Here is a 15321-nt window from a genome sequence, read left to right as displayed (position 1 = left end):
GTGGCTAAACACGGCAGACTGTAAATCTGCTCTCTACGAGTTCGGTGGTTCGAATCCATCAGCCTCCACCAGTTTTATAGGGGCATAGTTTAAAGGTAGAACAACGGTCTCCAAAACCGTTGGTGTGGGTTCAATTCCTGCTGCCCCTGCCAAGCTGTTCTAAATATGGCGGTCGTGGCGAAGGGGTTAACGCACCGGATTGTGGCTCCGGCACTCGTGGGTTCAAGTCCCATCGATCGCCCTTTTTTATTTAAATGATATGTTGGGGATTAGCCAAGCGGTAAGGCAACGGACTTTGACTCCGTCACGCATAGGTTCGAATCCTATATCCCCAGCCATTTCATGCGGACGTGGCTCAGCGGTAGAGCATCGCCTTGCCAAGGCGAGGGTCGCGGGTTCGATTCCCGTCGTCCGCTCCATATTACGGCGCCATAGCCAAGTGGTAAGGCACAGCTCTGCAAAAGCTTTATCCCCAGTTCGAGTCTGGGTGGCGCCTCCATTATTTTTACATCTGTGCCCTTAGCTCAGCTGGATAGAGCGTTTGACTACGAATCAAAAGGTCAGGAGTTCGAATCTCTTAGGGCACGCCATTTTTTTATTAGCCGGTGTGGCGGAATTGGCAGACGCGCGCGACTCAAAATCGTGAGGGAAACCGTGGGGGTTCGAGTCCCTTCACCGGCATTCATAGAAAGCACAAGGAACTGCAAGTATGCAGAACCTTGTGCTTTTTTTGTTTTTCCGTATGGCAATTATCAATCTTCCCAAGGCCTGTTGGACATTAGTCGGAACAGGACCTCGACCTGAGTCTAGGTTCAAAAACCGTCCAGGGTCCGTTTTGAAAATCTGCTAACTATCCTAAAATAAGGACATAAGCAAGAAACAGTAAAGGCGGTGATGAACAAGTGAGAGTAAACAAAGGTAAAGGATTGGCTATCGCGCTGATCGTCTTGGGTACACTGATGCTGCTGGGTAAATTCACTCCATTCTTCGGTCACTTAATTGGATCCATCTTCGGTTTGGTATTTCCACTCATCATGATCGCGCTCGGCTATTACGGAATTAAACGAGGAAATGCAGGGTTTGGCTGGATCATCATGATTATCGGTGTGCTGGTACTGATCAGTAAGCTGGCCTGGTTAATCGGTCCATTCATTGCGATTGGTTTGATCATCTTTGGGATTTCCATGCTGAAGGATCGCAGACGCCCCTATTAATGCAATGACAATCACAAAGGAGGGAGCTTAGAGAAATGAGTGTTTTTCGCAGAATTCGAGATATTACCGTCGCCACCTTAAATGAACACCTAGAACAGAGTCAGGATCCAGTTCGGCTGATTGATCAATTCCTGATCAGTACCCGGAATGAAATTGCTGAGGCGGAGAAGCTGCAGAACCAATACGCACAGCATACACGGCAGATGAAGCAGCAAGTGGATCAGGCGACAAGTATTAAAGACCGGCGTGAAGAGCAGGCGCTGCTGGCACTGAAGGCAGGAGAAGAGCATCTGGCTAAGCTGGCACTACAAGAAAAAATGCTGTATGAAGAGAAAATTGAGCAGTTCACTGAGCTCTGGAGTCAAAGCAGGGAGTCGCTTCGTGAATTGGAACAGCAGCTGCAGGAACTCAGGAACGAGTATCAGACCGTATATAGTAAACGTCAGTATTATGCGGCCCGTATGCAGACACTTCAACTGCAGCAGCGTATGAATCAGCGGGCAGGAAGCTATGGTACTACCAATGTACCGGGAATGTTCAACCGTCTGGAGAACACAGTATCTGACTTGGAAGCCGAGACACGCAGCCTGCGTGACCTGCGCCGGATGGATAACGAATACAGCCAGTCATCTTCGGGATCCTTGCTGGAGCAGGAGATGGCTAAATTAAGACAAAAGCTAAACGGCGGCGGAAAGGAGTAAGAGGATGTCCCGATTATATCGTTCAACAAGAGACAAAATGATTACTGGCCTATGCGGCGGTTTATCTGAGTCCCTGGGTTTTAATTCCACCTGGATGCGTCTGCTGGTACTGATCAGTATTCCTTTTAGCGGCGGCGCCACTTTCCTGATCTACATTATCGCGGCATTAGTCATTCCCAAGGAATCGGTTCCTCCATTCGGACCATTCAACGGTCCATTCGGCGGCGGTCATCAGCACCGTCCTGGCGGGCCTTATGATGGCGGTTTTAACGGTGCTAATGGCGCAAGCTTCTATGGCAATCAAGCCCCAGGAGCCGGTGGTTATGGTGGGGGTCTTGGCAGCAGCTTTGATCCTCGTCAGCAGCATACAGGCGATCGTTCCTTCCAGCAGGGCTTCGGTACCCAGAACACTAAAAGTGATCTGGATGCCATGATGGAGGACATCGAGAATAAGGCATTACGTAAAGAGTTGGAAGAGCTTCGTCAAAAATTATCCAAGTACGAAAATCAGAAGGGAGATTTATAATCATGGGAGTATTTAAACGTATTAAAGATATGACTAAGGCGTCGGTGAATGAACTGTTGGATAAAGTAGAAGATCCGATTGTGATGCTGAATCAATACCTGCGTGACATGGAGGCTGAAATTCATGAAGCTGAGGTGACGGTTGCGAAGCAAATGGCGAACGAGCGCCGAAGCAAACAGCGTCTGGAAGAGGCATTACGGATGTCCTCCGAGCGAGAAGCACAGGCTGAACGTGCACTGACCAACGGTCAAGAAGAAGTGGCGCGTAAGCTGCTGGAAGAGAAGATCTATTTTGATCAGAAACAAAACGAATACCGTGACTTCCACGCACAGTCTGAACAGCAAGCGAAGGAACTGCTGCAGCAGCTGCACGAAATGAAAGATGAGTTCTACAAAATGCGCAACAAGCGTAATGAGCTCGTATCCCGTGCCCAAATGGCCAAAGCGAAAAGGCAAATGTCCCAGATCAGCAGCCTGCACACCATCGAGAGCGGAAGTGCCTCGCTTGGATTCCACCGTATGGAAGAGAAGATCATGCAGATGGAAGCCGAAGCAGATGTAATGCGCGCCCCATATGCACAGAACTATAATTCCTATACCAGCCCGGCTGATATGGAGAAGCAACTAAAAGTTGACGAGCAGCTTCAGGCGCTCCGCAATAAAATGCAGGGCACAGCTGCTCCGAAAGATAACGTACAGGAATAACTCTATTCCGAACGTACACAATATGATATGCTAAAAGGGTTGAGCCATACGGCGCTAAGGCAGCGCTGCTATGGCTTTTCCTTCATAACAGACCCATTAGAACGACAAGGAGGTGCGGCATGGAAAAGCGGAAGACAGTCATTGCGATCACGATTATTGCTATAGGTCTGATGATGCTGCTCGGGAAGTGGCTCAGCTTCTTAACCATTGCTGCACTTGCCCTGATGCTTGCCGGATTTTACCAGATGCGCAGCTACAGAATGAAACCGGGATATACGCTAATGGGGCTTGGCGGACTGCTGCTTGTGCTGGATCATCTGATGCTGGCTATTGCGATTGTTTTGATTTCGCTAGGCATTTTCTATTTGAGAGGACGCCGTCTGCAGCCGCGGGAAGGAACCATGGTCAAACAAAACTTCATGTCCAATTACGATTGGGATGCTGCACCTTGGAGTCTGCGCAGTATGAGCATCTGGCATGTGCTTGGTGAAATGGATGTGGATCTATCGCTGGCCATTCCGGAGGAACGCAATACGACGATTTACGTACAAGGTATTATGGGTGATGTCGATTTGATGCTGCCTGAATATTATGGTGTTGAGATTGAATCTTTTATCCTGTTCGGTAAAATTCAGTTCGGGCATGACCAGGACAGCGGTATGATGAACCGGCTCGTCTGGAGATCTGCGAATTACGAGCAGGCTGAGTTCAAAGTTAAGTTTGTAGTCTCCTACCTGGTAGGCGATGTGAATATTAAAATATTGTGATACAGGAGGAGCCGTATGAAAGAGAAAAAGCCGTCTAATATGGTAACCCGCAGTATGGGTGAAGGTATCCTCCTGGGCATGGTCGTGTTCTTTATCATTACATATATGTTATATACCTACGGATATCTGGCTCCGTTCACCAGCTGGAGGCATCCGGTACAGGGGGCGGCAGCTGTCATCCTGCTGATTGCGGCACTGGGTGCAGTGTACGGGTTTTATCATAGCTACAGAGTGAAAAGAAGATTGGAGATTTTGCGTGAGACTTTATTGAAGTGGGAGAAGGGTAATCCTTCTCCTCCAGTATTGGCAGGCTTGGGAGACGATGAAGTAGGCCAGCTCGGAGATCAGTTGGGCCGGATCAGCAAAAAGTGGGAGGAGCAGGTCTCTTCACTGCAGCGGTTGTCGACGAATAATGCACAGTTAGCTGAGCAGGCACGGGTATCTGCGATTATGGAGGAGAGGCAGAGGCTGGCCAGGGAACTGCATGATGCGGTCTCCCAGCAGTTATTCGCAATCTCGATGACGGCGACGGCCGTGGGACGAACGCTGGAGAAGGATTTTGACAAGGCCCAACGGCAGATCGCCCTGATCGAGGAGATGGCGGCTGTCGCCCAGTCGGAGATGAGAGCCTTGCTTCTTCACCTGCGTCCGGTCTATCTGGAAGGCAAGCACCTGGAGCAGGGACTGCGAGAATTGATCCGGGAGCTGCAGACGAAAGTACCGATGGATATTATTTTCGAAATGGACGACGGTATTCAGCTGGTGAAAGGGATTGAGAATCACTTATTCCGTATCATTCAGGAAGCGATGTCCAATACACTGCGTCATGCCAAAGCAAACAAGATGGAGATTCGGATACAGCAGCGGCCGGATGCACTGCGGGTCATGATTCGGGATGATGGAGTCGGTTTTGCACTAGATGACAAAAAACAAGCTTCTTACGGCCTGTCTACCATGCAGGAACGGGTCATTGAGATCGGAGGAGCTATTCAATTTATTACAGCGCCGGGCAAAGGAACCCGCATTGAAATCACCGTGCCTGTAATTGAAGAAATTGGAGGGAGTGAAGGATATGGAAGTGGAAACACCGGTGAAGGTGCTGCTGGTCGATGACCATGAAATGGTCCGGATCGGCCTGGCGGCCGTACTTGGAACGGAAGAGGGAATCGAAGTTGTTGGCGAAGCAGGCAGTGGAGAAGAAGGAATTCGACTTGCATCCGAATATCACCCGGATGTTATTCTGATGGATCTGGTGATGGAGGGAATGGATGGGATTGAGACTACGCGCCGAATCATGTCCATGTATCCGGAATGTAAGGTGATTGTGCTGACCAGCTACCTGGACGATGAGAAGATGTACCCGGTCATCGAAGCGGGAGCGTTCAGCTATCTGCTGAAGACATCCCGAGCGTCGGAAGTCGCGGAGGCCATCCGCGCAGCGGCACGCGGACAGTCCGTGCTGGAATCCCAGGTAGCATCCAAGATGATGAACCGTTTCCGCCAGCCGCAGGCTGAAGTGCCGGCTCATGCGGAGCTGACGGACCGTGAGATGGAAGTGCTGCGCTTGCTCGCACAAGGTAAATCCAATCAGGACATCGCGGATGAATTGTTTATTGGCGTAAAGACGGTCAAGTTCCATATCACCAACCTGCTGGCTAAACTGGGCGTCGAGGATCGGACCCAGGCGGCGATATATGCTTACAAGAATGGATTGGCGGAATAAGGACGCGATGATCTGACGAATGTAAAAAGAATAGATCAAGATAAGAAGAAATCCCGTAATAGCAGGCGCTATTGAAACGGGATTTTTGTTTTTAACCGGATGGGAAGGCAGTAACTCCTTATGGTTGAGTGTCCAAGGAATGGGTAATTCTCGAATAAGAAGTATCAAACTCCCGGAAAACGGTCATCCTGTTGATAGATTGATAGATTCGGACCGGGGGGATGAGTGAAATGTCGAAAGGGGTATTCCGCAATCCTAATATGTTCGTTATGATGATGATTCTGATCATGGCCGTTGTGCTGACGACGGGTTTTCAGAACGGTGGAAAGGGGGACAAGCCGAGCACAGCGGCCCCTGCCGAGGCCAAAGCTGAATTGCAGCAGCTCCTGGATTTGACCTTCGTTTCTCAAGGACAGCCTGAGCATACTGTGCTGAAATGGCAGGGAGACTGGAACGGATTGAATGGAGAGCATGCTGAGGCAGCTGCACAGCAAGCTGCCCGAATGCTGGGATTACCGAATCCGGTGCTGGAAGAGGTGAATGGTCATCCTGTATATCGTTCTGAGGCTGAATTCGGAGGAATCTCCTTCAAGTGGAATGTAATCGAGAAGGAGGCCAGCAGCTGGTATGCCGTTCTTCGTATAGATTTCCAGGGAAGCGGCACCCAGCCACAGCTGTTAGCCTATCAGGAACAGGCCGCAGCCGTCTTTCATCAATCGGGAATTAAAGGAGCATGGAATGTTTCTTTTCAATGGCTGAAGGCAGTACAGGATGTGAAGGAGCAGTTGAAACAGGCGGAGCAGACTATTGCGGCCCAGGTGCCGGTCCAGCAGCTTGAGAGTTATGAGGATGCGGCTTCGGCAAGCACTTCGTATACTTCCGGGCAGCTCCCTGTATCTGTGATGAGCGGATCTCAAGCGATGCAAATGCAGATTGCGGTTCACCAGAATGATGCCCTTCATGTAAACCGCTTAACGATCGGCTTTCCTGTAATTACGATAGAGTATTGAGGAAAGATCATAAGGATTTTTTATAAACAGTGAAATAGCCATGTCAGGAAAGATTGTGCTAAAATGGCATCAATCCCTGGTCTAAAAGAAAGCATCGGGGCTGAGCATCAGCAAATCAACAGTGACATCCAGGTTCAAGCATGACGTCAAGATGGTAAGGTTTGGTAAGTTATTATCTACACTATACTATCACAGAAAGAATGAGGAGCCATGGCTGAAAAACAAATTCTAAATTCATTGCAAACCCCAGGCGCTGTATTTTTCATTTTTGGAGCTACAGGTGATTTGGCTCGACGCAAGCTGTTTCCGGCGATTTATAGTCTGTATCGTGAAGGTAAGCTCGGAGAGGATTTTGCGGTGATTGGCGTGGCCCGGCGGCCGCGTACCGAGGAAGAGTTCAGGCAGGATCTGTTGGAATCCATTCAGGAATTTTCCCGCTACAAAGCAGAGGAGAATGAGGAATGGAGCTCGTTTGCACAGCATTTTGAATATAAGTCACTCGATATTAATAATGTGGACGGGTTCCGTGAACTGCTGCAGCAGACGGAGGTGCTAGAAGCCAAATATGATATTCCGGGCAACCGATTGTTCTATCTTGCGCTTGCTCCTGAACTGTTCGGCAGTGTCTCCTTCAACCTGAAGGAAGGCGGCATGCTGGGCGGCAGCGGATGGAACCGTCTTGTTATCGAGAAGCCGTTCGGTTATGATCTGCAGTCGGCCGAAGAGTTGAACAAGCAGATTCGCGAAGTATTCGAAGAGGAAGAAGTTTACCGGATTGACCATTATCTTGGAAAAGAGATGGTTCAGAATATTGAGGTCATCCGTTTTGCCAATGCTTTTTTCGAGCCTGTCTGGAACAACAAGCATATTGCGAATATTCAGATTACGCTCGGTGAGACCGTAGGTGTAGAGGAACGCGGCGGGTACTATGATCATTCCGGTGCTCTGCGGGATATGGGGCAAAACCATATGCTGCAGATGCTTACGATGATCGCCATGGAGCCGCCAAGCCGTCTGCTGCCGGAGGATATCCGGGATGAGAAGGTGAAGGTGCTGCGGTCGCTGCGTCCTTTTGATACGCATGAGGAAGTGAGAACCCAGGTGGTCCGCGGACAATATACCGAGGGTGAATATAAAGGAAAACATCTTCCAGGATACCGGCAGGAGGATAAGGTAGATCCGAACTCCACAACGGAGACATTCTTTGCAGCACGTGTGCTGGTTGACAACTTCCGCTGGGCGGGTGTTCCATTCTATATCCGTACAGGCAAACGTCTCCCGGTTAAAACCACGGAGATCGTTGTTGAATTCAAGGGTGTGCCGACGAACGTATATCTTGGCCAGAAGCATGCACTTGAACCGAATCTGCTCGTCATCCGGGTCAATCCAATGGAAGGCATTTATATCAAGATTAATGCCAAGAAGCCAGGTTCCGAATCCGAGATTGAGCCGCTGGCTATGGATTTCTGTCAGAGCTGTATGGTGGGCATTAACTCGCCGGAAGCTTATGAGAGCCTGCTGCAGGATGCGGTGCAGGGGGACTCGACTTATTTTACAAGATGGGACGAAGTGGCGACAGCCTGGTCCTTCATTGATAAGATAGCAGCTGCATGGAAAGAGAGTCCCGACACGCTGGAGCAATATCCTGCGGGAACCTGGGGACCGGAAGGAGCCAATAAGCTGGTTGAGCAGGATGGCTTCCAATGGTGGCCGGTTAATGGTCAGGATGAGGATAATGTAGTCTGGAAGCTGGGTGGCGGGCAGTAAGCTCCAGCAGCGGGTACATTTCCCCCTGCGGGTGAATAGGATAGTATGATGAATCATCCCCATACCTTAAAGGTATGGGGATGATTTGTGTACAGATTGTGCTATAATATGATAGTTCAGGACAGCCTTATAGAAGCCGGAATGAGCCTGAGTATATTGAGAGTAAAGGCAGGTTAGAGCATGTAGGCCTTTAATGAGGGAAGTCGTGCATGTAAACCGAACTAACTAATGGCAGGCACCGGCGCGAAAAGCCGGATCCACCTGTGTAATGATAGAGCATATGAGACGAATGATGAGGGGAATTGTGAAATGAGTAAAACAGTAAATGATATACTTCAGCAGGAAGTGGACAAACGGCGTACGTTTGCTATCATTTCCCACCCGGATGCGGGTAAAACAACGTTGACGGAAAAGCTGCTCCTGTTCGGGGGGGCGATTCGTCTGGCCGGAACAGTAAAAGCTCGTAAAGCCAGCAAGCATGCGACGAGTGACTGGATGGAAATTGAAAAGCAGCGGGGAATCTCGGTAACGTCCTCTGTCATGCAGTTTGATTACAACGGTCATCGTATTAATATTCTGGATACTCCGGGTCACCAGGACTTCAGTGAAGATACTTATCGTACGCTGACGGCAGCCGATGCGGCAGTCATGCTGATTGACGTGGCCAAAGGTGTCGAAGCCCAGACCATCAAGCTGTTCCAGGTCTGCGCGAAGCGCGGGATTCCCATCTTTACCTTCATTAACAAACTGGACCGTGAAGGGCGCAGCCCATTCGATCTGATGGAAGAGCTGGAGCAGGTGCTCGGCATTCGTTCTGTACCAATGAACTGGCCGATCGGCACAGGCCGTGAACTGTGCGGTGTCTATGACCGCATGAAGGATCAGGTTGAACTGTTCCAGGGAGACGATCATTCCACGATCAAAGTTCAAAAAGTCGACGGTTACGAGGACAGCGTCATCCGTGATATGGCAGGCGAGTTCTTGCATGATCAGCTGTGCCAGGATCTGGAGCTGCTGGACGTAGCAGGCGATCCGTTCGATCTGGAGAAGGTACTCAGCGGTCAGTTGACACCCGTCTTCTTCGGCAGTGCGATCAACAACTTTGGCGTACAGACGTTCCTGGAGAATTTCCTGCAGCTGGCACCCAAGCCGGAGCCTCGCCGCAGTACAGCGGGTCTGATTGAACCGACGAATGAAAAATTCTCGGGTTATGTCTTCAAAATCCAGGCAAACATGAATCCGGCCCACCGTGACCGGATTGCATTCCTGCGGATTGTATCCGGCAAGTTCGAGCGCGGGATGAGCGTTAAGCACGTGCGGGTCGGCAAAGAAATCAAGCTGTCCCAGCCGCAGCAGTTCCTGGCCCAGGACCGGGACATTGTGCAGGAAGCATATCCAGGTGATATCATCGGTTTGTTCGATCCAGGTATTTTCCGGATTGGCGATTCGCTTAGTCAGGGCAGTGAAGTGGTATTCGATGAGCTGCCAACGTTCTCGCCTGAGATTTTTGCCAAAGTAACCGTGAAAAATGCTCTTAAACATAAGCAGTATCAGAAGGGTATTGACCAATTAACAGAAGAAGGAACCATTCAGGTGTTCCAAACGGTGAGCTTCGACGATACGATTCTGGGTGTTGTCGGCCAGCTTCAGTTTGAAGTGTTTGAATACCGGATGAAGGGTGAATATGGCGTAGATGTGCAGCTGCAGCGGATGCCATACCAGTTTGCACGCTGGATCATTGACGATCATATTGATCCAAGCAAATTCCGGATTAACTCTACCCTGGTTAAAGATAAAAAAGGTAACTACGTCGTTCTGTTCGAAAATGAGTATGCCATGCGAACGGCGATGGATAAAAACCCGACAGCCCAGTTCCTGGAGACAGCTCCTTAAGGAGTTCTGTCGTCGGATGGTTAACATGTTGGATGTGGGAAGCAAAAAAGCCTGAGTACTCAGGCTTTTTTGTCCTTGTGGGCAGGCAGGGTTGGCTGGATTATTTCAGGGGGGCCGGTGTTACCTGCTTCAGATGGTCATGAACCACATGGATCAGCTGATCCTGCTGCTGGGTATCAATCTCTTTCCAGATCATTTCGAAGACGGCTCCAAGTCCAGGCAGCGCTGCTTCAGGTCCGTCAACGGAGCCTTCAATCATTTCGCGCAAATCGTTTTCCGATTTGTTATGCACCTTGTGGACAATAGCCTGGCGAAGGTCCAGTGTGATCGGCATGCTCTTTTACCTCCTCTGTCTGTCTTGTGAGTGTATCGGAAATCCTTTTATACTGTGCCCTGCCGGCGGGATCTGAATACAGCAATATGTGATATACTATGTCATGCAGAAACGTGAGATTCGGGAGGGTGCTTAATGTCGAAAAAGCAGTTTGCCATTATAGGAATGGGGCGCTTCGGTTCCAGTGTGGCCAATGCGTTGAGCGAAATGGGCTTTGACGTGCTGGCGATTGATTCAAGTGAACAGCGGACCCAGGAAGTAGCCAACATTGTTACACATGCGGTATCAGCGGATTCTACAGATGAAGAGGCCCTTCGTGCACTGGGCATCCGCAACTTTGATGTAGTGGTCGTCGCGATCGGCGAGAATATCCAGGCCAGCATTCTGACGACACTCATCCTGAAGGATCTGGGAATTCCGGTGCTGGTGGTCAAGGCTCAGAATGAGCTGCACGGGAAGGTGCTGCAAAAAATCGGAGCAGACAAGGTGATCTATCCGGAGCGAGACATGGGTCTGCGCGTTGCCCATCATCTGACTTCGCCGAATATACTGGATTATATCGAGCTGTCGGCTGAATACAGTATTCTGGAGATTGAGGCTTCCCGATCGATTATCGGCAAAAGCTTGAAGGAACTGGATGTACGTGCCCGTTACGGTTGTAACGTCATGGCTATTCGCCGGGGCGAGTCCATGAATATTTCCCCGGATGCGGATGAACCTATTGCAGATCATGACGTGCTGGTTATTGTAGGACATAAGAATGATCTGACCAAGCTGGAGCTTGCGTTTTCCAAGTAGAAATGAACTTGAAAATACAGTTAAGAATGACAGGGTGGTAGAACGATGGATATTATTTCACCTAACAATCCCCGTGCCAAGGAATGGGCACAGCTGCTGGAGAAGAAGCATCGCACCCGTCAGCATAAATATATCATCGAAGGTATCCATCTCGTTCAGGAGGCATTATTGGCCCGGGCGGATATTGAATGCATTGCTTTTGATCTCGATAATGGGATTCCGCCTGAGCTGGCAGCGGTCGAGCCGCCGGAAGCTCCTGTCGAGTGGGTCGGTGTGTCGTCCGCAGTCATCGCCAAATGCAGCGATACCAAAACCCCTCAGCCGGTGTTCGCTATTATACGCAAGCAGGAGCAGCCGTTCGAGGCTTTGCTGAATGCCACCGGTGAGATGGTGATCGTGCTGGACGGAGTACAGGATCCGGGGAATGTAGGAACCATAATCCGAAGTGCGGATGCTTCCGGTGCAGCGGGTGTTATTTTGGGACAAGGTTGTGCAGATGTGTATAACCCGAAGACAATTCGTTCCACGATGGGATCCTTGTTCCATCTCCCGGTAGCGGAAGGAAATCTTGCAGAGCTGCTGCCTTTGGCTAAGTCACGTGGAGCCAAGCTGGTTAGTACGTCGCTGCAGGCCAAGTTTTCGTGCTACAGTTATAATTTTAGTGATGGGGCCTGGATCGTGATCGGCAATGAAGGGCAGGGTATTTCCCGGGAAACCGCGGAGCTTGTCGATGATGCTGTATTGATCCCGATGGAAGGGCAGGCGGAATCGCTGAATGCGGCAATGGCTTCAACGATCCTGCTGTTTGAGGCGATGCGGCAGCGGAAGTTTAGGGAGTAAACGATTCCCGTCAAACGCCCAAGTAACTGTTCCTGACTAAAAAAAACGGTTCATTAAACTCAGATGAATGAGCAATGCATGGGCAATTCCCCAAGCATTCCTCATTCTTTTTTATTATGTGAAGGCATCTTCAAGCCATTCCCAAGTGTCGTCATCACTTGGGGCGTTATTTTGTCACTCCATGAAAGCTCTGATCTATCAGATAACCTTGATAGATCAGAGCTTTTTTGTTTTTTTGATCAATGTACGATCCCGTCCTTTCAATTATAAAGATAATGCAGGATAGCGAAACGAGATAGCAGAACATGACAAAAAAATACTATAGCTGGACAAAAACAAGTAACTTATACAGCTATTTTGCAGCAAACACTTCCAATCATTACGTTTGGGCAATTAAGAAATGTGAGGTTATCGCAAAGTCTATATAAAAAGCTAACGCTCTACAAACAAGGGTTAATGGGGGAATACACAATCAAAACAAACACGAAAACATATACAGTAAGATCATTACGTTCTGATCTAAAAGGAGTGTTCGTGTGGACAGCAGTCGGTATATAATCCCTCGCAAAGTGATATGGAAGGCGTTCCAACAATCCAGAAAAACCAAAGTTATAGGTGTAGATGGCCAGACCATTCAGGATTTTAAACGTAATCATAAGACATTGTTGTCAGAACAGCATCAGCTTTTAACCTCGGGTAAATACAAACCTTCCCCAGTGCGCAGAGTTTTTATCCCCAAGAGGAAGGGCGGATTAAGAGCGGTAGGGATTCCAACGGTAAAGGATTTTATAGTACAGACCGTCTTGAAAAATGAATTATATCTTGGGTTCGAAGTTCTTTTCCATCCCAATTCTTATGGCTACAAGCAAAAACGTGAAGCACGGGAAGAAGCCATACATTTGGCTGGAAAGCGCTGTCTGCAGCAGGATTGGCTTATTGTCCTCGATATCAGAAATTTTGGCGATAATATTAACCACCGCTTACTTATGAATATGTTAAAGAAAGATGTACGCAAGAAATGGGTACTGCTATACACACAGCGTACAATGAAAGCCCCCGAACAGACGAGAAAAGGAAAATTGATTCCGAAAAAGAAGGGGCTTGCACAGGGAAATAAGTTGAATTTTTTACTGGGTAACTATTATTTGCACCATATTTTTGACATGTGGATGCAAAAGAATCATCCCCATATTGTATTTGAACGATATACCGATGATATTATCTGTCATTGCAAGAGTGAAGCCACTGCCCAAACACTACTTAAAAAAATTAAGCAAAGACTGAAAATGTACCACCTGACGCCCCACCCACAAAAAACAAAAATTGTTTATTGCAAAGACGCTAAACGTAAGGAGAACTATTCAAATGTCTCATTTGAATTCTTAGGTGCCAAGTTTCAATCTCGAAAGGTCAAAACCCAAAACGGTAAATTTATCATTCGATTTGCTCCAAGTGAATAGCTTTCTGCTTATATAAAGTTAAGAAGCCACTGAATGTTGTTCAGTGGTTTTGGATTGTTTTTATGATACTACGAATTGTACAGCATGAATGCCCGCCTTCGGCAGCAAAGACACCAACTTAGTCGATGTTCACACAAGACTAACTGGTTAACCAGCGTGGCCACAAAGACTTTGCTCTGGAATGATTTTGGTGAGATCCGCCCATGATAGTACTAAAGACAGGGGAGGATCACAGAGATGCGTAAGAAAAATTTAAAAATGCAGAAGGTGCAATTATCCCATCTTGAACAATATAGTCAGCTTTTACGATACGTATTTCAGGTTACTAATAATGAGCTTCACAAACTGGGCTGGGGAGAAAAAGAAATCCTGCATGAAAAATCACCTGTTCTTCAGCAAGCAGATGTGCTCGGGTGGTTCGATGGAGAAAAGTTGATTTCTTCAGTATCTACATATCCATTTGAGGTCAGGATCTTTAATCAGACTTATGCTATGGGCGGCGTTACAGGAGTAGGAACGTTTCCTGAATACTCTAGTCAAGGCCTAATGAATAAACTTCTGCTGCAGGCTCTTACCAACATGCGTGAAAAAAGGCAGTCCATATCTTACCTGTATCCGTATTCCATACCTTATTACCGCCGTAAAGGGTGGGAAATCATTTCAGATAAAATTGTGTTCGAAGTTCAGGACTATCAATTACCTAAAAACAAACATGTAGCTGGTGATGTAGCACGCGTAGACCCTGAAAGCGAAGATGTAAAAACGGCCTATGAGCGATTCTCGCTGCAAACCCATGGAGCCATGCTGCGAAAAGAACTTGCATGGAGTGAGTATTGGCGATGGGACCCGGATGATCTAACCGCTGCCGTCTATTATGGTGAAGATGGTCAGCCCGAGGGCTACCTTCTATATTGGATAGAAGAAGAAGTATTTCATGTTAAAGACATGATCTTTATTCATGAGGAAGCCCGAAGCGGGCTTTGGAATTTCATTAGTGCCCATTTTTCGATGATCTCAAAAGTAATTGGTAATATTCATACAGATGAACCACTTGCCTTCTTGCTGGAAGATGCTGATATTAAGGAGACAATCTCACCGTACTTTATGGCAAGGATTGTGGATATTGAGCAATTTGTTTCAAAATATCCATTCAAACCTGCAGCCAGACAAAGAGAGTGGACGTTCAACTTACAAGATCCGCTGCTATCTTGGAATCAAGGAACATTTACGCTCCAGATCGAACCAAATGGGTGCGGTAAAGTAATCCGAAGTCATAGCCGTCGCAGCGAGGATAGCATAAGTATCCAGTCTCTGACAACCATGCTGCTTGGCTATAAGCGAGCTGAGTACCTTCACAAAATTGGCCGTATCCAATGCCATCCGGATACGTTAGATTTATTAGAAGATGCAATAGAACAGCAGACACCTTATTTCTCTGATTTTTATTAAGCATTTCATAAGGGGCTTGAAGAAGAAGGTTAAAATCAAAACCCGCCAGCTCCTTCGGTGAAGTGCACCCCTTAGAATAGACATTGGAAAAACCCCCTGGTTATTCCGATGAAATCTAAGGGGTGCATTTTTATG

Annotated in this window: 16 protein-coding genes and 7 tRNA genes; 22 read left to right on the top strand and 1 reads right to left on the bottom strand. The window is 48.2% G+C overall.

Annotated elements, in window-relative coordinates:
• Window positions 1–78 precede the first annotated feature (78 nt).
• From Q5741_RS21205 to Q5741_RS21125, 17 genes are all read left to right on the top strand, one after another.
• Window positions 79–152: transfer RNA gene (locus tag Q5741_RS21205), tRNA-Trp, on the top strand.
• Window positions 153–168: 16 nt separating this feature from the next.
• Window positions 169–241, top strand: a tRNA-His gene (locus Q5741_RS21200).
• Window positions 242–263: 22 nt separating this feature from the next.
• Window positions 264–338 (top strand) — tRNA-Gln (locus Q5741_RS21195).
• A gap of 6 nt (window positions 339–344) precedes the next feature.
• Window positions 345–419 (top strand) — tRNA-Gly (locus Q5741_RS21190).
• Between the two features lie 6 nt (window positions 420–425).
• Window positions 426–499: transfer RNA gene (locus Q5741_RS21185), tRNA-Cys, on the top strand.
• Window positions 500–513: 14 nt separating this feature from the next.
• A tRNA-Arg gene (locus Q5741_RS21180) sits at window positions 514–590 on the top strand.
• Window positions 591–601: 11 nt separating this feature from the next.
• Window positions 602–681, top strand: a tRNA-Leu gene (locus Q5741_RS21175).
• A 221-nt stretch (window positions 682–902) separates the two neighbouring features.
• Complete coding sequence (locus Q5741_RS21170; protein WP_305026102.1) at window positions 903–1214, top strand: LiaF transmembrane domain-containing protein; 312 nt, start codon at window positions 903–905, stop codon at window positions 1212–1214.
• Window positions 1215–1249: 35 nt separating this feature from the next.
• A complete protein-coding gene (locus Q5741_RS21165; RefSeq protein ID WP_305026101.1) occupies window positions 1250–1915 on the top strand; it encodes a PspA/IM30 family protein in 666 nt (221 codons plus the stop codon).
• Between the two features lie 4 nt (window positions 1916–1919).
• Entirely contained in the window at window positions 1920–2441 is a 522-nt protein-coding gene (locus Q5741_RS21160; RefSeq protein WP_305026100.1) for a PspC domain-containing protein, read from the top strand.
• Window positions 2442–2443: 2 nt separating this feature from the next.
• The gene (locus tag Q5741_RS21155) at window positions 2444–3145 is read left to right on the top strand and encodes a PspA/IM30 family protein (RefSeq protein ID WP_305026099.1); all 702 of its coding nucleotides are present in this window, start codon (window positions 2444–2446) and stop codon (window positions 3143–3145) included.
• Between the two features lie 119 nt (window positions 3146–3264).
• Entirely contained in the window at window positions 3265–3912 is a 648-nt protein-coding gene (liaF, locus tag Q5741_RS21150; RefSeq protein ID WP_305026098.1) for a cell wall-active antibiotics response protein LiaF, read from the top strand.
• A gap of 15 nt (window positions 3913–3927) precedes the next feature.
• Window positions 3928–5025, top strand: coding sequence for a sensor histidine kinase (locus Q5741_RS21145; RefSeq protein WP_305026097.1), 1098 nt, complete (start codon window positions 3928–3930; stop codon window positions 5023–5025).
• Entirely contained in the window at window positions 4985–5635 is a 651-nt protein-coding gene (locus Q5741_RS21140) for a response regulator (protein WP_305026096.1), read from the top strand. Before Q5741_RS21145 ends, Q5741_RS21140 begins: the two co-directional genes overlap by 41 nt.
• Before the next feature lie 230 nt (window positions 5636–5865).
• Window positions 5866–6645 (top strand): YwmB family TATA-box binding protein, encoded by a 780-nt coding sequence (locus Q5741_RS21135; protein WP_305026095.1) that lies wholly within the window; start codon window positions 5866–5868, stop codon window positions 6643–6645.
• Between the two features lie 210 nt (window positions 6646–6855).
• Complete coding sequence (gene zwf, locus Q5741_RS21130) at window positions 6856–8412, top strand: glucose-6-phosphate dehydrogenase (RefSeq protein WP_305026094.1); 1557 nt, start codon at window positions 6856–6858, stop codon at window positions 8410–8412.
• Window positions 8413–8721: 309 nt separating this feature from the next.
• Window positions 8722–10305: a peptide chain release factor 3 gene (locus tag Q5741_RS21125; protein ID WP_305026093.1), complete on the top strand. Its 1584-nt coding sequence runs from the start codon at window positions 8722–8724 to the stop codon at window positions 10303–10305.
• Between the two features lie 100 nt (window positions 10306–10405).
• Here Q5741_RS21125 and sspI read toward each other — a convergent pair whose 3' ends face one another.
• Window positions 10406–10639 (bottom strand): small acid-soluble spore protein SspI, encoded by a 234-nt coding sequence (gene sspI, locus Q5741_RS21120; RefSeq protein WP_305026092.1) that lies wholly within the window; start codon window positions 10637–10639, stop codon window positions 10406–10408.
• A 135-nt stretch (window positions 10640–10774) separates the two neighbouring features.
• Here sspI and Q5741_RS21115 point away from each other — a divergent pair, with 135 nt between their 5' ends.
• The 5 genes from Q5741_RS21115 (at window position 10775) to Q5741_RS21095 (ending at window position 15186) form a co-directional block, all read left to right on the top strand.
• Window positions 10775–11437 (top strand): potassium channel family protein, encoded by a 663-nt coding sequence (locus tag Q5741_RS21115; protein ID WP_305026091.1) that lies wholly within the window; start codon window positions 10775–10777, stop codon window positions 11435–11437.
• 45 nt (window positions 11438–11482) lie between these two features.
• Window positions 11483–12277, top strand: a complete 795-nt coding sequence (locus Q5741_RS21110) for a TrmH family RNA methyltransferase (protein WP_305026090.1) — start codon at window positions 11483–11485, stop codon at window positions 12275–12277.
• Window positions 12278–12582: 305 nt separating this feature from the next.
• Window positions 12583–12705, top strand: coding sequence for a ClbS/DfsB family four-helix bundle protein (locus Q5741_RS21105; protein ID WP_407074400.1), 123 nt, complete (start codon window positions 12583–12585; stop codon window positions 12703–12705).
• Between the two features lie 108 nt (window positions 12706–12813).
• The gene (locus Q5741_RS21100) at window positions 12814–13737 is read left to right on the top strand and encodes a reverse transcriptase domain-containing protein (RefSeq protein WP_305026089.1); all 924 of its coding nucleotides are present in this window, start codon (window positions 12814–12816) and stop codon (window positions 13735–13737) included.
• A 237-nt stretch (window positions 13738–13974) separates the two neighbouring features.
• On the top strand, window positions 13975–15186 hold the full coding sequence (locus Q5741_RS21095; RefSeq protein ID WP_305026088.1) for a GNAT family N-acetyltransferase: 1212 nt from the start codon (window positions 13975–13977) through the stop codon (window positions 15184–15186).
• The last annotated feature ends 135 nt before the right edge of the window (window positions 15187–15321 follow it).

The sequence above is a fragment of the Paenibacillus lacisoli genome (genome assembly GCF_030580655.1).
Taxonomy (GTDB): Bacteria; Bacillota; Bacilli; order Paenibacillales; family Paenibacillaceae; genus Paenibacillus; species Paenibacillus lacisoli.
Note: the sequence above shows the minus strand (reverse complement) of the source record. Positions and strands in the feature narration are given on the sequence as shown.